Below are 18,157 nucleotides of genomic sequence, written 5' to 3' on the forward strand. Positions count from 1 at the left end.
TTATTCGATATTTTCCGCTTATATCACCGATTGTTTCAGGGAATTTGCATATATGGCCATGTCCTTCGACAATATGGATCGCGCGATTCTGCGCCTGCTCAAGCTGAATGCGCGGCGATCCAATGCCGAGATCGCCGCGGAGGTCGGCCTGTCGCCGTCGGCCTGCCACCGCCGCATCCGCCAATTGGAGGCAGAGGGCTATATTCGCGGCTATACGGTCGTGGCAGGCGGGCGGGACGACAACAGGCTGGTCAATGTGCTGGTGCAGGTGACGCTGGACCGGCAGACCGAGGATCATCTCGCCCGCTTCGAACATGCGGTGCGGCAATGCCCGGAAATCCGCGAATGTTTCCTGATGACCGGCGCGGTCGATTACTGGTTGCGGGTGGAGGCGGACAGCGTCGACTCCTATGAGCGTATCCATAGCGAGATATTGTCGCGAATGCCCGGCGTGACCCGGATCAATTCCAGCATCGCCATGCGCGACGCGCTGCGCCCGCGCCGCAGCAAAGGGTGAGAGGCAAGCAAGGCTTAGCGGAAGCCGATGGCCCAGGTGCAGGCGGCGGCGATCAGCAGGCCGATCAGCGCTTTCCAGGGTGACCCGACGGGCAGGTCCGTTGCTTGCTCGACCGGCATGGTGCCGCGGCCATGGATCATCGGGCCGATCAGATTATGGCGCAGACGCAGCAGATAATAGAGGATCGCGACGATGTGGAGCGCGACCAGGGCGAGCAGCAGGTTGAACAACAGGCCGTGCAGATCAGCGGCGACGCGCCCTTGATCGAAGCTGACATAATCGGCGAGGGGACCGGATTCCAGACCGTCCACATCCACCGCGAACAGGCCTGCCGTCACCATCGCGATCAGGCTGACGAGCATCAGTACCACACTCCATCCGCCGACCGGATTATGACCGGCTGTGGCGCGATACGGGCGCGTCCTGAGATTGCGGAGATAGGCGAAGGCCGTGCGCGGACTGCGCACGAAATGGACGAAACGGGCCGTCCCGCTGCCCACAAAGCCCCAATAGAGGCGGAAGATCAGGAGGAAGAGGATAGCGTAGCCCGACAGGCGGTGCCATTCCATCTCATGCCGTTCGCCGCTCCACCAGGAAAAGCCCAGCAGGCCGACGAGCAGCCAGTGGAACAGGCGGATATAGATATCCCAGACAAGCGAGCGTCTGGATGGAGCGTCGATCGGCATGGCGGGATCGCTCAGCTGTCGGCGCGGAACTGGCGATGGCAGGCGGCGCAGGTGCCGCCGGTCGCCTTGGCCTGGGCACGGATGGCGTCGGCATTGCCGCCATTGACGATGCCGACCAGCTTGCCGGATTCGGCGACGAGCTTCGCCATCTGCCCGTCAAAGGTCGCGCGATCGGTCCAGATATTGGGCAGCGCGTCGGTGGGGACGCCCGCCGTCGGGCCGCTGCCCGCCGGGAACAGCCGGGACTGATCGCGCGCGGTGGCGGCGATCGTCTGGGCCGCAGCGACCATCGCGGCTTTCGCCGGAGCGTCGTTCTTGAGCTGGTCGTTCAGCGCCTTCATGGCTGCGCCCATTTTCTTGTAGCCCGCCTGACGCGCAGCGATCGCCGTCTTGGGCGCGGGCGCGGCGGCTGGGGCGGCTGTCAACGGTCCCGCCAGCATCGGCAGGCCGATCAGCGAAAATCCCAGCAGCGCGAGCGTCGGGCGGCGAAAAGACGGCGATATGGTCATGCGATAATCTACCCTGCTTTTTGGCTGTTCAATGGTCTGGAACGGTCTGCGGCGCGGCACCCGCCATTTTCACTGATGCCTTGTCCGGAAAGACGGTGCGAAAAATCTGCTTCACTTCCGTGAGACCGCCATCGGCCATCTGGGCGACAGTCGCGCCGAATTTGTTGGGAATGTCCGTGCGCGCGCCATGGGCGGCAAGGATGCGCAGCATCGCTTCCAGCTCCGGCTGCACGCCACCGGCGAGCAGCCAGTGGAGCGCGGTCATGCCATATGGTCCTGTCACATCAACGACAGGCGCCAGCGACAGGGCATAGTCGAGCGTGGCCGCGCTGCCTCCACGCGCGGCTGCCAGCAGGACATTGGTGCCGTCGGCTGCGACGAAGCGGGGATCGGCCCCCGCGGCCAGCAGCAGCGCCATCGCATCCTTATGGCCGTTGGCAGCAGCGATCAGCAGCGGCGGCGTGGGTGGCACTGGCGGCGGGGGAACGCCGAAATTGGCTTCGGTTACCCAGGTGACTCGCGACGGGCCGGTCAGGCCATTGGAATCGGCCCCCTCGGCCAGCAACAGGCGGATGAGTTCCGTGTCGCCGCCTGCCGCCGCGCCATGGAGCAGTTGCTCCCCGGTCCGGTCCCGCTCCGTCACGTCAACGCCATGCGGCACCAGCAGGGCGGCTGCGCCGTAATTTTTCTGATAAAGCGCAAGCTGCGCCGCGCTTGTGTTTTCCGGGCCGCGATAGGCGCTGTCCGCGCCCGCGGCGAGCAGCGCCTGGGTGGCGGTAACCACGCCGCTCTTGATCGCGAAGAACAGGGGCGTGAAGCCACCCTTCGACACGCGGTTGGGGTTTGCTCCGGCTTTCAGCAACAGGGCGATGGCTTCAGTCCGTCCGGCGGCGGCAGCCCACATCAGGGGCGTCTGGCCGCGACTGTCGATCCGGTCCGGGGCCGCGCCCATGGCCAGCATCCGCGCGACGGCGTCGGCAGGACCATAGCGGGCGCAGATGGCAAGCGGGGTCGTGCCGTCGGCGCGGACACCGCGCACATCGGCGCGCGCATCAAGCAATTGTGTTACGATTATCGGCTCGCCCAGTTCGCAGGCTAGAGACAATGGCGTTACGCCATCCTGATCGGCGCTGTTGACGCTTGCGCCGCCGGCCAGCAGCGCAGCGACGATCGATGGATTTTGGACATTCACCGCCCAGCTGAGCGGCGTCGCACCGAAGGCCCATATCTGGTTCGGGTTGGCCCGATCTGCCAGCGCGGCCTGCACCGCCAAGACGTCATTGGCTACGATAGCGCGCGCCAGCCCGTCATCCTTCTGCGGCGCGCGCGCCTGCGCCATGCCGCAACCGGCGAGCAGCACCAGCAAGGCGAGGAGAGCGCGCAGGCGATCAGGCACTGGTCAGCGCCTTGAACGGGCCATCGCTGTCGCCGAAACGGGTTGCGGGGACATCCAGCACATGCAGCGCGCTCAGCAGCAGGTTGGACATGGTCGTCCCCTTTTGCGCGACGATATGCCGGTCGCCCGGCACCAGTCCGCCCGCGACAATGACGGGCAGGTCCATATGGTCATGCTCATTGGGGTCGCCAAAGGCCGATCCGCGCAGCACCAAAGTCCGGTCCAGCAGCGATCCTTCGCCGTCCTTCACCGCCTTCATCCGGTCCAGATAATAAGCGAAATATTCCATATGATGCCGGTTGATCCGGGCCAGCTTGGCCATTTTTTCCGGGTTGTTGCCATGATGGCTGAGCATATGATGCGAATCCGGCACGCCGATTTCGGGATAGGTGCGGTTGCTGAGTTCGCGGCCGATCATGAAGCTGCCGATGCGGGTGATGTCGGCCTGCATCGCCAGCACCTGAAGGTCGATCATCAGGCGCACATGCGCGTCGAAACTGTCGGGGATACCAGCAGGCCGTTCCAGATCGGCGCTCTGCGCGCCGCCGCCCGATGCGATGGCGCGCTGGATGCGCCGTTCGATGTCGCGGGTCGCTTCGAGATATTCGTCGAGCTTGTGGCGATCCTCCATCCCCAGCGCGCCGCTCAGCCGGGCGCTGTCATCCATTACGAAATCCAGGATGCTCGATTGCCGCCGCAACTGGGCGACGCGGCTCTTGGCGTCCAGCGCGTCGCCATCGCCGAACAGCCGTTCGAACACGTCGCGCGGATTGGCGGTGACGGGCAGCGGGACGGTGGGGTTCCGCCAGCTGATGCCGTTGGTATAGGCGCAGCTATAGCCGATGTCGCAACTACCCAGCAGGCTGGCCTGATCGATCCCCAGTTCCAGGGAGCTGAGCTGGGTCGCGTCACCCAGATGATCGGCATAGGCCTGATCGACCGAAATGCCGCAGCGTATGTCGGTGCCTTCGGTCTGCTTGACATGGACACCGGTGATGAAGGCGGGGCAGGAGCGGCCGTGGCCGGCGGGACGATCCCCCATCGCCGCCGCGCTGGGGTGGCCAAGGCCGGTAATGACGCTGATCTGCGCGCGGTGCGGCGCCAGCGGCTCCAGCGTTGGCGGCAATGCGAAACCCGGTCCCTGCGTTGTCGGCAGAAACTGGTTCATCATCATGCCGTTGGGCGAATAGAATATCTGGAGCCGCTTGGGCCGGGCCGCGACATCGGCGGCTTTGGCCGATGGCATCATCGCTTCCAGAAATGGCAGCGCCATGGTCGTGCCTGCGCCGCGCAACAGGGTACGGCGGCTAAGCGGTTTGCGCAGGATGATCATCTTGCTCCCCTCATTGACCGGTTGTCCTTCGCAGGGTGAAGGGCGCGCTATGCACGATCCCCTTGATGACGGTCTGGATGCGATAGCCGTCGGCGGCGGCGCTGCGGCCGATGGTGCGGATGGCCGGCATGTCGCGCGCATCCACGCCGCGGGCCAGCGCATAGGTCAGCAGCCGCTCGGTAAAGGCGCTGGCAAACTCGTCCTTTTGCGTCAGCAATATCCGTTTCAGCCCGGAAAGCCCGGCAAATTGGGTGCCGTCAGGCATCCGCGCCGACACGTCGATGGGCTGGCCCGCATCCTTCTGACGGAAGGCACCGATCGCATCGAAATTTTCTAGGCTGAAGCCCAGCGGGTCCATCTTCACATGGCAGGCGGCGCAGGCCGGGCTTTTGCGATGCAGTTCCAGCTGTTCACGCGCGGTCAGCAGGCGACCGTCATGCTTTTCCTGCAAGGCGGGCACGTCTGGCGGTGGTGGCGGTGGCGATGCGGCGAGCAGATTGTCGAGAATCCACTTGCCCCGCTTCACGACGGACGTGTGATTGCCATAGGAGGTGACGGTCAGGATACTCGCCTGCCCCAGCAGGCCGCCGCGATTGGACGCCGGGTCCAGGCTGACGCGGCGCATGGCGGTGCCGGTGACGCCGCTGATACCATAATGGTCGGCCAGCCGCTGGTTGAGGAAGGTATAATTCGCCGCGATGAAATCCAGCAAGCTGCGGTTGGTCCGCAGAACGTAACTGAAAAACATTTCCGTCTCACGCGCCATGGCGCTGCGAAGGCGGGTGTCGAATTTGGGGAAAACGGTGATGTCGGGGCGCTGCTGGTCCAAGTTGCGCAAATAGAGCCACTGACCCGCGAAATTGGTCGTCAGCGCCTGCGCGCGCGGATCGGCCAGCATCCGCGTGACCTGCGCGTCGATGACACCGGGCTTCTGCAACTGGCCGGTTTCGGCCAGATGCAGCAGGGTTTCGTCGGGGATGCTGCTCCACAGGAAGAAAGACAGGCGGGAGGCGAGTTCAAGATCGGTCAGGGGCCGGACGCCGCCCGGCTTGCTGCCCGCCGGATCCTGTTCGACCAGGAACAGGAAGTGGGGCGACACCAGGATCGCCTCCACCGCCGCCTCGACCCCATGTTCGAAATCGGACTGGGCGCGTTCGGTCGCATAAACGCGCATCAGCGGGGTCAGGTCGCTGTCGGTCACCGGACGCCGATAGGCCCGGCGGGCGAGCGATGCCACGATCTGCCGGGCGCAGGCGGTTTCGGCGGTGGCGCGGGCGGGCTTGCACAGGAAAATGCGGTCGCGGCTGGGCGTTCTGCCGACGCCCTTGGGCGAAAATGGTCCGGCCACGTCAATCTGGAGGACGTCGCGCGGGTAATTCTGCTGCGAATAGCGCGGCGACATGCGGTAGGACGGCACGTCGACCGTTTTGACGCGCACGCCATCGACCGAAACGTCCATTGGCAGCATCACCGGCGCGGCGGTCGGCACCGGCACCTTGTCGAGATCGTTGCGCAGCGTCTGGATGCTTTCGTCTGGCGCGATCTGGCGGCGGAAGGACAGGCCGATGACATGCGCCCCGGCTTTCAACGGCACGCGAACGCTGACCTTATCCTCCTTCTGCCGGTCGGTTTCATTATTGGTGTTGGCGTTCAGCCAGCCGCTGATTTCATAAGTCGCGTCGTAGCGGGCATAATAAGTGAAGGCTCCGCCGCCGCGCGAGCCGAGAGGCAGGTCGTCGCTTGCGCGCTCATTATAGGCGGGGCGACCGGCATTCATGACTGATCCGTCCTTGGGCACTTCGTAGGAGGTCACAAATTCACGGCGGGACGTCAGGCCCGTCGCCATGCGGCCGACCTTTCCCGCGACCGCGATATAACGGTCCATCAGTGTTGGTGAGACGCTGAGGACATCGGCGATGTTGTCGAAGCCATAGCCCGAATTATCCTGCGGCAATTCGCGGCTGACATCGACCTTGAGCGCCAGCAGATCGCGCACGGCATTGGCATATTCGACGCGGTTCAAGCGCCGGATAGTGGCGCGACCGGGATCGGGATGCTGGGCGGCATAGCTGTCCAGCCCCTTTTCCAGCCACTGGACGAAGGCGGCTCTGGCGGCCGGCGTTGGCTGCGGCTTGTTGAGCGGCGGCATTTCGCCCTGGCGGGTGCGGCGCAGCACCTTCTCCCAAATCTCCATATTCTTGCCGTGAAACAGGTCGCCATTGCGGACATCGTCGAGCGACAGGTTGGCGATCTTATCGTTGTCATTGTGGCAGCGCGAACAATAGTCGCCCAGGATCGCGGGGGCCGCGTCCGGCGCGGTTACGGCCGCAACGGCGGGCAGTTGCGGCACATCGTCAGGCCGCGCCAGAACCGATGCCGTGGCGACCAGCGCGCTGAACGCCAATATGCAACTGGGCAATGTCGGATGCCAGTTCAGGCCCATTCACTATGATCCCATGTCCCGCAGACGGCTGCGCGCCGCCCCCTTCAACCTGACAGAACGCTTGGCGGCTCATCGTCCGCCGTCCGTCCGCGCAAATTGGATATGAGCGCGGCCCTATTGGGCTTTGGGCGTTGCGTCCATTGCCGTTAACGGGACGGAGGGATCGCAAAATTAGGCTACCCCGGTGGACAGAGCCGCACTGATTTTGGCAACGGGACGTCCGCAATATCGTCATTGAACATTGCAGGTGTCGTCGCCAGAAGGGCCGCGAAACGGGGGATATTTATGACGCGGGTGGCTGTATTATTGGTGGGGCTGATGGTAAGTGCCGGGCCGATCATGGCGCGGACGCCCGCTGCCCCCTTATCCAATGAAGCGCGCACGGCCGCCTATCTGGACAAGATCGCCGGCAGCAGTCCGCGGCTGCGCATCTTCCTGCAAGCGATGCCCAAGGGTGGCAACCTGCACAATCATGCGGGCGGCGCCAATTTCGCGGAGGATTATCTGCGCTGGGCGGCGGCGGACGGGCTGTGCATCAGGACCGACAATCATCATATCGTCGAGCCGCCCTGTACCGCGCCGGGGCGCATAGCGGCGGCGGGGCTGGAGAAGGCCTATTCCCATTATTCGCGCGCGATCGACGCCTTTTCCACGCGCGGTTTCGAGGCGGGCGTGGGTGACCCGGAAGTGTCGGGCTATGACCGTTTCTTCGCGACCTTCGATGCGTTCGGCCCGGCCTATAGCCGCCATGTCGGCGAAGCGATGGCGCTGACCCGGCAGCAGGCGGCGGCTGATCATGTCTCCTATGTCGAACTGGGCAGCGGGGCGCGGGCTGGCTGGATGCTGGGCATGAAGATGGCCGATGCCGACGCCAGCGATTTGGCCGCGCTATACGCGAAGATCGTGCCGTTGCTGCCGGACGCAGTCGCCAGCGCGAAGGCCGATTATGACGGCTATGATGCGCAGGGTGCGGCGATCGACAGGTGCGGGACGGCGAGTGCCAAGCCAGCCTGTGACGTGGCGATGCGCTATCTTTACACCGCGATCCGCACCAGCCCACCAGCGCAGGTGTTCGCGCAGCTGGCGTTCGGCTTTGCCCTGGTCGAGGCTGATCCGCGCTTTGTCGGCGTCAACATCGCCGCGCCAGAGCATGATCCCGTCGCGGTGCGTGACTATGCGCTGCACATGCAGATGATTGCCTTCCTGAAAGCGCGGCATCCCAAGGTGCAACTGTCGCTCCATGCGGGTGAATTGACGCTGGGGCTGGTGCCATCGCGCGATCTGGCCTTTCACATTCGTAGCGCCGTGGAGGTCGCGGGCGCGCGGCGGATCGGCCATGGCATCGACATCGCCTATGAGAGCGACGCACCGTCGCTGCTGGCGCGGATGGCGCGCGATCAGGTGGCGGTAGAGATCAACCTGACCAGCAACGCCGTCATATTGGGGGTGAAGGGCAGCGATCATCCGCTCTCGCTCTATCGCGAGGCGGGCGTACCGGTGGTGCTGTCGACCGACGATGAAGGCGTGTCACGCAGCGACATGACCAACGAATATCTGCGCGCAGTGACCGAACAGGGGCTGCGCTACATGGATTTGAAGCAGATTGTGCGCAACGGGCTGCATTATAGCTTCCTGCCCGGCGACAGCCTGTGGCACGACAAGCCCGGCGGCGCGCGGGTCGCGGCGTGCGCGGCGATGGATGCGCCAGGATGCGGCGCCTGGCTGGCGAAAAATGTCAAAGCTGCGGCTCAGGCGCGGCTGGAGCGCGATCTTACGGCGTTTGAAGCGATCCCGCGCTGAGCCGGTCGGGGACGGCAAGATTCAGGATCACCGCCACCAGTGCGGCGGGCAGGACACCCGATGTCAGGATGATGCGCAGCGTTTGCGGCAGGTGCGATACCGCGTCCGGCTCCAGTTCCAGCCCGATGCCGATCGACAGCGCGACGCCGAAGATCAGCATGTTGCGCTGAGTCCATTCCACGCCCGACAGGATCGAGAGCGCTGCCGATGCGACCATGCCGAACATCACGATCACGCCACCGCCCAAAATCTCGATCGGGATGGTGGTGATCAGCGCGCCGATCTTGGGCGCGAAGCCGCACAGGATCAGGAACAGCGCGCCGATCGTCACGATATGGCGGCTCATGATACCGGTGATAGCGATCAGGCCGACATTCTGGCTGAAGGACGTGTTGGGCATCGCCCCGAACATGCCCGCCAGCGCGGTGCCAAGCCCGTCCGCGCTGGTCGCGCCGATCAGTTCGCGGTTCGTGGCCGGGCGTCCGGCGCCCCCTTCGCAAATGGCCGATACCGCGCCTATCGATTCGATTGCGGAGATGAAGCCCATCAGGCAGAAGCCCAATATGGCTGGAAGCGAGACTGCAAAGCCGAAATGGAAGGGTTGCGGGACCATCACCCAGCCCGCCGTTGCGACCGGGGCGAGTGACACCCGCCCCATCGCCGCGGCCACAGCATAGCCTGCCAGCAGGCCCAGCAGCACCGAAGCGGTCGACCACAGCCCGCGCCCGTAGAAGCTGAGGCCCAAAGTCACGACCACGACGATGCCCGCCAGCATCCAGCTGCTCCCCGCGCCATAGGCGGGCGTTCCCTGCGCCGCGACGCCACCGGCGGCATATTGCACCCCGACGCGCATCAGCGACAGGCCGATCATCAGCACGACCAGCCCCGTGACCATCGGCGGCAGGGCGAAGCGGATACGGCCGATGCAGCTGCTGACACAGGCGTGGAACAGGCCGCCGATAATGGCGGCGGTGGTCAGTTGCGCCATCGCCGCCACCCCCTGCCCCGCGACGATCGGGATCATCACCGGCAGGAAGGCGAAGCTGGTCCCCTGCACGATCGGCAGACGTGCGCCGACCGGTCCGATACCGATCGTCTGCATCAGCGTGGCGATGCCCGCGAACAGCATGGCCATCTGGATCATGTAAATCATGGGAGTGGGATCGGCCGATCCGAAGCCGAAACCGGCTGCGCCCGCCACGATGATCGCCGGGGTCAGATTGCTGACGAACATCGCCAGCACATGCTGGACGCCCAGGGGAATTGCCACGGCGAGGCCGGGGAAATGATCGGGATCGCGCGCCTGATCTGCTGTAATGGGAGTCATCAGGCCAGACTCATCAGGCGGGTGAGCGAGCGGTCGGCAGCTTGCAGGATGGTGGCGCGGTCGGCCTGGACCAGTTGGCCGTCGCGCACCACCGCGCGCCCTTCGACGAACATATCGCGCGCGCCCGTGGGCGGGCTGAGGATCAGGCCTGCGACCTTGTCCCACGCGCCCATGGAGGCGACGTTCACAATGTCCCACAGGACGATGTCGGCGCGCTTGCCCGGTGCGATCTGACCGCAATCGTGGCGGCCCAGCATTTCTGCGCCGCCACGGGTAGCGATGTACAGCGCATCGCGCGGATCGAAGGCGGCCGGGCCGCCGATCGCGCGCTGGAGCAGCATTGCCTGCCGCGCTTCCAGCAGCAAATTGCCGCTGTCGCTGGAGGCGGAGCCATCGACGCCAAGGCCGAGCGGCACACCCTGTTCGAACATCGCTTTGAGCGGGGCAATACCGGAACCAAGGCGGCAATTGGAACAGGGGCAATGGGCGACGCCGGTGCCGGTCCGCGCGAACAGGGCGATTTCGCGGGCGTCGAGCTGGACACAATGGGCGTGCCAAACGTCGGGGCCGACCCAGCCCAGACTTTCGGCATAATCGCCGGGGCGGCATCCAAAGCGTTCGAGCGAGAAGGCGACGTCGTCAGCATCCTCAGCGAGATGGGTGTGCAGCATCACCCCCTTGTCGCGGGCGAGCAAAGCGGCGTCGCGCATCAAGCCTTGGCTGACCGAAAAGGGCGAACAGGGCGCGACGCCGACGCGGACCATCGCCCCCTCCCCTGCGTCATGGAACCGGTCGATCACGCGGATCGTGTCGTTGAGGATAGCACGCTCATCCTCGACCAAACTATCGGGCGGCAGGCCGCCATCGCTTTCCCCCACGCTCATCGCGCCGCGGGTGGGGTGGAAGCGGATGCCGATGCCCTGCGCGGCGGCGATGGTGTCGTCCAGCGTCACGCCGTTGGGGAAGAGATAGAGATGGTCAGAGGTGAGCGTGCAGCCTGAAAAAGCGAGTTCCGCAAGGCCCAACTGGGTGGCCGCAAACACGTCCTCCGGGCGATAGTGCGACCAGATGGGGTAGAGGCGTTTCAGCCAGTCGAACAGCGAGGCGTTGATAGCGCCGGGCAGCGCACGGGTCAGCGACTGGTAGAGATGATGGTGGGTATTGACGAGGCCGGGAGTGATAACGCAGCCACCCGCGTCCACCAACTCATCAGCCTCCGCCAGCCACGAGGTCAGTTCCGCTGTCGTCCCTACCGCGACGATGACGCCATCCTGAAAAGCCACGGCCCCGTCGGCAATCTCCCGCCGGGGATCGTCCATGCAGACAAGGACGTCGGCGTTGCGGATGACGGTCAGCGCCATGCTATTGCGGCACGGTCTTTTCGTAGCGGTCCCAATGGCCGATCAGTTCATCCACCACCTTTGACCCGACCAGATAGAGGCTTTCGAGCGCGGCGTTCATGCCGGCATAGCCTTCATTTTCGGTCAGCAGATAATGGGCGGCAGTGTCGCCCGGTGGCGGCATGGTGAAATTGCTGCCCGCGCGCAGCACCATGAAGCGTTGCTTGTCCACCTTGCCGATCTTGTCGAGATAGGTGATCGATTGATAGATGCCGGTTTCCTCCATGGCGGAGGTGACGAATTCGCCCTTCCCCTGCGTCCAATATTTCACCCAGTCATTGGCCCAGTCAGTCATCCGCGCGCCATGCCAGAAGGTCATTGCCGCAAGCTGATCGCCCTTCAGGACGAAGGGGGGACGCTGCGCCATGGGGTGGTTGGTGAAGCGCGCCCTTTCCTTCTGGATCGACGGATCGTCGGGCAGGACCATGTCCTTGGTCAGATTGAAGGCCCAGTCGCGCAGCGCGGGGTTGATCTCGAATATCTCGCCCTGCCCGACCGGTGGGCTGGGATCATTGGGGCCTTTGCTGTGGAGCGCGAAATAGCCGCTCTTCCAGTCGGCCGGGATTTCCCGCGCGTCGATTTCATGGGCCAGGTCGCCATCGACCAGATAGCGCGCCCAGGCGGCTGATCCGATCGACGCATCCTGCGGGTCGATCCCCGCAATGCCCGCGACCAGCCAATAGGCGTGGGACAGGTCGAACCGCTGATCGAGACCCAGCGCCATGGTCGCGGTGGCCGATTTGATATTACCCATGCCCGTGACCATGCCCAATATCTGGGTCTTGGGATCATAATAGAGGTCGTGATGGGACTGGGGGAAAGGGATGCGGGTATCAAGATGCCGCCTTTCCTTCCACAGCTGGAATTCGCCGGGTTTGTCGCCGCTATCCTCGCCGATTTCAAACAGCGACACGATGACGACACGGACGGGGAGCGGATGGGCACAGGCCTTGCCGGGCAGGCAGTCCTCGACACCTGACAGCGGCGCGGCACTGGCCGCGACTGGGGCCGTCAAAAGCAGGGTCGCACTCGCCAGTGTCGCGACATAAGACAGGAGGCGCATGGGACGTCCCTTATAACCGATCAAGAATGGAGGGCACCGGTCGCCCGGCGCCCTCCACAGACATCAGAATTTATACGATACCGTCGCCTGGAAGCTGCGCGGCCGTTCGGGCAGGACGATGGTGCTGCCGAACAATTCGGTGAAGTTGGCGCGGAAATATTTTTCATTGGTCGCATTTTTGACGACAAGGCGGAACAGCCAGTTGCCGGTTTCGAACGATGCGCCCAGATCCACCACCGTGTAGCCGGGCAGCTTGACCGCCTGGCTCTGACCCGAAAAGACCGACTTGACATTGACCAGGCTGCCACTGAGCGCGATGCCATTGTCGAAGGAATAGGTCCCGGTCAGCGAGATCATATCCTCCGGGATACCCGCGCGCTTCGACGCATTCTTGTCGGGGATCGGCACCAGGCCGATCGGCTGACCGCCCAGATGCAGCGACTGGTTGGTGACGTTGACCAGATCCTCAATGCCGAAGAAGCTGAACAGCACACCGCTGTTGAGCGCTGTCAGATTGTAGACGTTGGTGTGGGTATAAGCACCGGTCAGCAGCAGATGATCATTGACCGACCAGCGGAATTCCGCCTCCATGCCCTTGGTCTCGACCGACTGGTTGGTGACGATCGCCTGTGCGTTGAAGTCCGTCCGCTTCTGCTTGTAAACCGACAAGGCAGCGTAGAGCTTATTGTTGAAGAAGCTGCCCTTGATGCCACCTTCATAGAGTTTAGAGGCGGAGATGAAAGTCCCGGCGACCGCATCCTCGACCAGAATTTCCGCGCCCTGGCCGGCGATGATCGTCGATTGCTTGGCAGCCGTCACATAGGGGATGAGGCCGAACGGCAGCTTGTAGGAAGCGCTGGCCGACCAGGAGAAGCCGCCCTTGCTTTCCTGCGCCGAACTGATGGCGGGCGCGGTTTCCATCTTGCTGCCGATATTGGTGACGTCAACCTTCACATGGTCGTAACGCGCGCCGAGCAGCAGGTTGAGGCCGAAACTGAAATCGAGATCAGCCAGACCCGCGAGCGCGATGTCGCTGTAATGACCCTTCACATAGCTGGTATAATCGCAGTCGCATTCGGTAGACAGCAAACGGTTCGATCGCGCATCATAGCCCTGGCTCAGGTCAACGCGGTGGAAATATTCATAGTTGAAATCGTCGGCATGTTCGAACTTGGTGTAGCGGAAGGACGGTGACACCTGGAAGGCGAACTTGCCCGCGCTGCTGTCGAACGTCTTGGAAACGACGATCTTGTCCTCAAACACCCAGCTGTTGTGGAATTGCGAGAAGCCGTAGCTGTTCTCGTTGAGATTTTCATAGCTGTCGTAAAAGGCCTGGTTCTTGATCTCCAGGCCGCTGTCGGGCGTGAAGATCGTATCGAAATAGAGCGCGGTGCCGCGGTTTTCGAGCGTGTCGTCCTTGCCGGTGAGCACCTTCCTGCGGCTCAATTTGGTCGTACCAACATTGGTCAGTGCCAGCGCGGGATAGGAGGACGTGAAGCAGGCGTCGGTGAAGGCGGTCGCAAAGGCCGAGAAGTTACCACAGCCAAAACCACCGAAGATGGAGAAGCCGCCGGGGATGACCGCGTTGATCTCCCCCTGGGAAATCTGCCCATCGCCGCTGGTATCGAGCGGCTGGGCCGACCCAGTGATATAGGTGCCGTTGTCGACCAAATCCTGGGTCAGGCGGTTCCAGCCGCCATTCTGCTGGCCGATGAACTTCTGATACTGGCCGCCAAATTCGATGCGCAGCGTGTCGGTGACGTCGGTGTCGAACGCGGCCTGCAGGATGGTCTGCTTGGTCGACATATTGTCATAATAGCTGCCGCTATCCTCAATCTCGGCATAGACGCTGTAGCCGAATTCCTGCGATCCAATCTTGGCCGGGCCGCGCACGCTCGCCTTGATGACGTTGCGTTCCCAACTGCCGCCGGTGTAGCTGATTTCGCCTTCCGGCCCGGTGAGCAGCGACCCGTCCTTCACCCGCGCCGATTTCGGCACGAAGTTCATGTAACCGCCAGTCTTGGACGGGCCATAGATGGGCGAGGCCGGACCGCGGACGATGTCGATCCGTTCCGACGCACCGATCGGCGTGGGGTAATTGCCCGGATTGTCGAGGCGTCGCATACCACGGAAATAGACTTCGCCAGGGGTGCCGCGAATGTCGAGCGCGCCGCCGACGCCAAAGAAGCTGTTGGTGAAGGTGCCGGGTGCCTGGGCGACCAGATCGTAGATGTCGGTGATGCCAAAGCGCTCAATCTGTTCGCTGCTGATGGTGGAGGCCGAACGGGGCGTTTCCACCAGCGTCTTGGCAAAACCGAAGATCGACCCGACATCCTTGTCCGGCAGCGCGTTGAGCGCACCGGTCACGATGATTTCATCGCCCGGAGCAGGTGCATCGACAGGGGCACCATCCTGCGCCCAAACAGGCGTCGTCAATGCGGTGCAGGCCAACAGGCCGGCGGCCATCATGCCAAAAGGCCGACCGCGACGGTCCTGATGCGGCGCTGTGTCGTGCAGTCGATGAATGTTCGCCATGAATAAGATACCCCCCATTTGAAACAGGGCGGCACATATTGATCGCCCTGCTGTTAAAGCTCCCTGTTCCTCTCCCTTTTTGATCGGCGGCTGGATTTCATTGAGAAATTCCAGCCATATATGTCTTCACGACAGGCTTGTGCCGCGGCCGGACGGGACCTGTGGCGTCGCCCTTTTGCAACGGTGCGTTGCAGCACGCACAGCCATGGTTCCCGCCAATCGTCGGCAGACGATGTGGTGTGCATTGCAACTAGGGGCTTGACGTGGTGCGATCAAATGCAATGAATTCGACGCAGTGTTGCAAAAAATAGGGTGGGTATGCCGGCACTTTCACGTTTCTTGCGCTATTTCATAGCAGTAGGCCGATTGGGGTCGATCCGGCGGGCAGCCGATGAGCTGAACGTGTCAGCCTCCGCGATCGATCGGCAGATTTTGAATGTCGAGGCCAATCTGGGGATGCCGCTGTTCGAGCGGCTACCGACTGGGCTGCGGCTGACGGCGGCGGGCGAGATCATGATGGCCGCTGGCAGCAAATGGCAAAAGAATATGGCCGATGTCCGGGCGCAGATAGAGGATCTGCGGGGCTTAAAACGCGGGCATGTCGATATTGCCGTCATTGATGCTTTGGCCAAAGGCTATGTCCCCGCCGCGATCCAGGCGCTCCAGAGCAAATATCCCGGCATCACCATTGGCGTGCGGGTGCTGGAAAATGATGCCGCGCGGCTGGCGACGGTGCGCGGCGAGGTGGATTTCGGCATCTTCTTCGAGCCGCAAACGGTGCGCGACCTGGCGGTGCGGTCCTTTGTCGAGGTCGTGCTGGGCTTCGTCACGCCGACCGGTCATCCGCTTGGCAGTAAAAGGGAGGCGCGCTTTTCCAGTTGCGTGGGGTCCAGGCTGATCGTGCCCGCCGAACCGCTGGCGGTTTACGAGCAGATTTCGGTGCTGGAAGGGACGACCGGCGTGGTGATCGACCGGGCCGTATCGTCGGATAATATCCAGATGATCACATCGCTCGTCATGCAGGGCGTGGGCATCGGCGTGCTGACGTCGCTAGACGTCATTACCGAGGTGCGGCGCGGCCTGCTGTCCTTCACCAAGATTTCCGACCCGATCTTGCGGCCGATGACGCTGGCGCTCTGCACCGCATCGGCGCGCACGCCATCCTATGCGGCGGGCATTGCCTTGCAGGAAATCGAAAATGGCTTCCCGCAATTGAGCTATCCGATATCGATCGATGGTCCCGCCGTCGCATGAGCGCCTTTGTGCCGATTGCCCAATGCGTGCAGACCCGATAACGGACAGTCTTTCCTGACCGTCAACGGACCCCCCTGCCATGAGCCAAACTGCCGAGCCTCAGCTCCATTATATCTCCAACGACGCCTTTGTCGCCAATGTGCAAATGCTGGCGCGGCAGGTTGAACAGGGCGACTGGACGCCCGATTTCATCATCGGCATCGGGCGCGGCGGGCTGGTGCCGGCGGTCTATATCTCGCACCAGACAGAGCTGCCAATGCTCTCGATCGACCATAGTTCCAAGGTGCCCGGCTTTGCCGACGAGCTGCTGGCCAAAGTCGCGGCCAAGAGTGCAGCGGGCCAGCGGCTGCTGTTCGTGGACGACATCAACGACAGTGGCGGCACGATCGACTATGTGCGGCGGTTGTTGGCGGATAATGGCTGCAATGGCGATAATCTGCGCTTTGCCGTCATCATCACCAACAGCCGGTCGCGCGTGACGGTGGATTATTGGGCGGAGATGATCGACCGGGACGAGGATAAGCGCTGGTTCGTGTTCCCCTGGGAAGCGGTCGGCGCCAAAGGCACGATCGTCGAAGAAGCGCTGTCCGTGCCTGAGCGGCTGGCCTGATGCGGATCTGTGTCTATCTCGGTTCCTCGCCCGGCAACTCGCCTGTCTATCGTGAAGCGGCCGAACGGGTCGGCACGCTGCTGGCCGAGCGCGGCATTGGCCTGGTCTATGGCGGCGGCACGGTCGGGCTGATGGGCGTAATTGCCGATACTGTCTGCGCGGCGGGCGGCGAGGTGATCGGCGTCATTCCCGAAGCGCTGCGGGCGCGCGAGCATGACCATCCGGGCATCACGCAGCTGCATGTCGTCAAGACGATGCATGAACGCAAGGCGATGATGGCCAAGTTTGCCGACGGCTTCCTGTGCCTGCCCGGCGGCATCGGCACGCTGGAGGAGATTTTCGAGGCCTGGTGCTGGTCGCAGCTGGGCTATCATGAAAAGCCGTGCGGGCTGCTCAACGTCAACGGCTTCTATACGCCGATGTCGACATTCATCGATTCGGTGGTCGCGGAGGGCTTCCTCCAGCCCCGGCACCGGGCGATGCTGCTGATCGACAATGACCCGGACATATTGCTGGACCGCATGGCGCAATATCTGCCGCCGCAGACCGAGCATTGGCTGGGCGACGGGGATGTCTAACCGATCGTGTCGATGAGGTCCGGCAGCTCGGCAAGGCGATCGATCTGGCGGAAGCGGACATGGTCCGACGGGGTGTCCGCGATTTCATGGACCCAGGCCCCTTCCTGCGGGATATAGGCGGCCCAGGCCCCCGCCTCCAGCGCGGGGCGGATGTCCGATCGCATCGAGTCGCCCGCCATGATCGCCTCGTCGGCAGCGACGCCATATTGGCTGAACACGCGGCGGAAGGTGTTTTCGGTCTTGTCGCTGACGATTTCGATGCCGCTGAACAGGTCGCCGAGGCCAGAGGCTGCAAGTTTCGATTCCTGGTGCAGCAAGTCGCCCTTGGTCACCAGCACAAGCCGTCCCCGGTGGGCGAGAGCATCGAGCGTGTCGGCAACATCGTCGAACAGGTCAACCGGATGCGCCAGCAGCGCGCGTCCGGCGGCCAAAATCTCCTCGATCATCGTTTTGGAGATTTGATCCCCGGCCAGTTCGGCTGCCGTCTCGATCATCGAGAGGGTGAACCCCTTGGCCCCATAGCCATAAAGTTTGAGATTGCGTCCTTCGCAGGCGTTGAGCGTATCGCGGGCGATATGGGCGTCGGCAAAGGGCTGGAGCATCGCCACCAGCGCTTCCTCGGTCGCGTTGAAATGGCGCATATTATGCCAGAGCGTGTCGTCGGCATCGAGGCAGATGAGCTTGATCGTCATGGCGCTTATCCTAG

Annotated in this window: 15 protein-coding genes; 5 read left to right on the plus strand and 10 right to left on the minus strand. The window is 63.3% G+C overall.

Going from position 1 to position 18,157, the window contains the following annotated elements; translation table 11 throughout:
- Positions 1-52 precede the first annotated feature (52 nt).
- A complete protein-coding gene (locus D0Z70_RS06415; protein WP_119744610.1) occupies positions 53-517 on the plus strand; it encodes an Lrp/AsnC family transcriptional regulator in 465 nt (154 codons plus the stop codon).
- A 14-nt stretch (positions 518-531) separates the two neighbouring features.
- Here the strand turns inward: D0Z70_RS06415 and D0Z70_RS06420 are convergent, their stop codons facing one another.
- The 5 genes from D0Z70_RS06420 to D0Z70_RS06440 are packed head-to-tail and all read right to left on the minus strand — an operon-like array spanning position 532 to position 6,884.
- Positions 532-1,203 (minus strand): cytochrome b/b6 domain-containing protein, encoded by a 672-nt coding sequence (locus tag D0Z70_RS06420; RefSeq protein WP_239018833.1) that lies wholly within the window; start codon positions 1,201-1,203, stop codon positions 532-534.
- Between the two features lie 11 nt (positions 1,204-1,214).
- Complete coding sequence (locus tag D0Z70_RS06425) at positions 1,215-1,712, minus strand: c-type cytochrome (protein WP_119744611.1); 498 nt, start codon at positions 1,710-1,712, stop codon at positions 1,215-1,217.
- Positions 1,713-1,740: 28 nt separating this feature from the next.
- Entirely contained in the window at positions 1,741-3,108 is a 1,368-nt protein-coding gene (locus tag D0Z70_RS06430; RefSeq protein WP_239018834.1) for an ankyrin repeat domain-containing protein, read from the minus strand.
- The gene (locus D0Z70_RS06435; RefSeq protein ID WP_119744612.1) at positions 3,101-4,441 is read right to left on the minus strand and encodes a DUF1552 domain-containing protein; all 1,341 of its coding nucleotides are present in this window, start codon (positions 4,439-4,441) and stop codon (positions 3,101-3,103) included. The genes D0Z70_RS06430 and D0Z70_RS06435 overlap by 8 nt, the downstream gene beginning before the upstream one ends.
- 10 nt (positions 4,442-4,451) lie before the next feature.
- Positions 4,452-6,884, minus strand: coding sequence for a DUF1592 domain-containing protein (locus tag D0Z70_RS06440; RefSeq protein WP_239018835.1), 2,433 nt, complete (start codon positions 6,882-6,884; stop codon positions 4,452-4,454).
- Between the two features lie 285 nt (positions 6,885-7,169).
- On the opposite strand from D0Z70_RS06440, the gene D0Z70_RS06445 reads away from it, so the two are divergent.
- A complete protein-coding gene (locus D0Z70_RS06445; RefSeq protein WP_119744613.1) occupies positions 7,170-8,684 on the plus strand; it encodes an adenosine deaminase family protein in 1,515 nt (504 codons plus the stop codon).
- Here D0Z70_RS06445 and D0Z70_RS06450 read toward each other — a convergent pair.
- The 4 genes from D0Z70_RS06450 to D0Z70_RS06465 form a co-directional block, all read right to left on the minus strand.
- Positions 8,656-10,011, minus strand: a complete 1,356-nt coding sequence (locus D0Z70_RS06450; protein WP_119744614.1) for a uracil-xanthine permease family protein — start codon at positions 10,009-10,011, stop codon at positions 8,656-8,658. The genes D0Z70_RS06445 and D0Z70_RS06450 overlap by 29 nt on opposite strands.
- Positions 10,011-11,372 (minus strand): 8-oxoguanine deaminase, encoded by a 1,362-nt coding sequence (locus tag D0Z70_RS06455; protein WP_119744615.1) that lies wholly within the window; start codon positions 11,370-11,372, stop codon positions 10,011-10,013. The genes D0Z70_RS06450 and D0Z70_RS06455 overlap by 1 nt, the downstream gene beginning before the upstream one ends.
- A gap of 1 nt (position 11,373) precedes the next feature.
- Complete coding sequence (locus tag D0Z70_RS06460; protein WP_119744616.1) at positions 11,374-12,474, minus strand: purine nucleoside permease; 1,101 nt, start codon at positions 12,472-12,474, stop codon at positions 11,374-11,376.
- Positions 12,475-12,537: 63 nt separating this feature from the next.
- A complete protein-coding gene (locus D0Z70_RS06465; protein ID WP_119744617.1) occupies positions 12,538-15,009 on the minus strand; it encodes a TonB-dependent siderophore receptor in 2,472 nt (823 codons plus the stop codon).
- A 318-nt stretch (positions 15,010-15,327) separates the two neighbouring features.
- Between D0Z70_RS06465 and D0Z70_RS06470 the strand changes: the two genes are divergently transcribed.
- The 3 genes from D0Z70_RS06470 to D0Z70_RS06480 all read left to right on the plus strand — a co-directional run bounded on the left by D0Z70_RS06470 (position 15,328) and on the right by D0Z70_RS06480 (position 17,451).
- Positions 15,328-16,263, plus strand: a complete 936-nt coding sequence (locus D0Z70_RS06470; protein WP_119744618.1) for a LysR family transcriptional regulator — start codon at positions 15,328-15,330, stop codon at positions 16,261-16,263.
- A gap of 79 nt (positions 16,264-16,342) precedes the next feature.
- Complete coding sequence (locus D0Z70_RS06475; RefSeq protein ID WP_119744619.1) at positions 16,343-16,873, plus strand: phosphoribosyltransferase; 531 nt, start codon at positions 16,343-16,345, stop codon at positions 16,871-16,873.
- Positions 16,873-17,451: an LOG family protein gene (locus tag D0Z70_RS06480; RefSeq protein WP_119744620.1), complete on the plus strand. Its 579-nt coding sequence runs from the start codon at positions 16,873-16,875 to the stop codon at positions 17,449-17,451. Before D0Z70_RS06475 ends, D0Z70_RS06480 begins: the two co-directional genes overlap by 1 nt.
- Here the strand turns inward: D0Z70_RS06480 and D0Z70_RS06485 are convergent.
- On the minus strand, positions 17,448-18,143 hold the full coding sequence (locus D0Z70_RS06485; protein WP_119744621.1) for an HAD family hydrolase: 696 nt from the start codon (positions 18,141-18,143) through the stop codon (positions 17,448-17,450). The two genes, D0Z70_RS06480 and D0Z70_RS06485, sit on opposite strands and share 4 nt — an antisense overlap.
- Positions 18,144-18,157: the final 14 nt, after the last annotated feature.

Source organism: Sphingobium terrigena, assembly GCF_003591655.1.
GTDB classification, from domain to species: Bacteria; Pseudomonadota; Alphaproteobacteria; order Sphingomonadales; family Sphingomonadaceae; genus Sphingobium; species Sphingobium terrigena.

Coding starts and splice junctions, on each gene's coding strand:
- D0Z70_RS06455 (WP_119744615.1), bottom strand. CDS start 11,372: ATGGCGCTGACCGTCATCCGCAACGCCGACGTCCTTGTCTGCATGGAC.
- D0Z70_RS06480 (WP_119744620.1), top strand. CDS start 16,873: ATGCGGATCTGTGTCTATCTCGGTTCCTCGCCCGGCAACTCGCCTGTC.
- D0Z70_RS06475 (WP_119744619.1), top strand. CDS start 16,343: ATGAGCCAAACTGCCGAGCCTCAGCTCCATTATATCTCCAACGACGCC.
- D0Z70_RS06470 (WP_119744618.1), top strand. CDS start 15,328: ATGCCGGCACTTTCACGTTTCTTGCGCTATTTCATAGCAGTAGGCCGA.
- D0Z70_RS06440 (WP_239018835.1), bottom strand. CDS start 6,884: ATGGGCCTGAACTGGCATCCGACATTGCCCAGTTGCATATTGGCGTTC.
- D0Z70_RS06420 (WP_239018833.1), bottom strand. CDS start 1,203: ATGCCGATCGACGCTCCATCCAGACGCTCGCTTGTCTGGGATATCTAT.
- D0Z70_RS06465 (WP_119744617.1), bottom strand. CDS start 15,009: ATGGCGAACATTCATCGACTGCACGACACAGCGCCGCATCAGGACCGT.
- D0Z70_RS06425 (WP_119744611.1), bottom strand. CDS start 1,712: ATGACCATATCGCCGTCTTTTCGCCGCCCGACGCTCGCGCTGCTGGGA.
- D0Z70_RS06445 (WP_119744613.1), top strand. CDS start 7,170: ATGACGCGGGTGGCTGTATTATTGGTGGGGCTGATGGTAAGTGCCGGG.
- D0Z70_RS06415 (WP_119744610.1), top strand. CDS start 53: ATGGCCATGTCCTTCGACAATATGGATCGCGCGATTCTGCGCCTGCTC.
- D0Z70_RS06485 (WP_119744621.1), bottom strand. CDS start 18,143: ATGACGATCAAGCTCATCTGCCTCGATGCCGACGACACGCTCTGGCAT.
- D0Z70_RS06460 (WP_119744616.1), bottom strand. CDS start 12,474: ATGCGCCTCCTGTCTTATGTCGCGACACTGGCGAGTGCGACCCTGCTT.
- D0Z70_RS06435 (WP_119744612.1), bottom strand. CDS start 4,441: ATGATCATCCTGCGCAAACCGCTTAGCCGCCGTACCCTGTTGCGCGGC.
- D0Z70_RS06450 (WP_119744614.1), bottom strand. CDS start 10,011: ATGACTCCCATTACAGCAGATCAGGCGCGCGATCCCGATCATTTCCCC.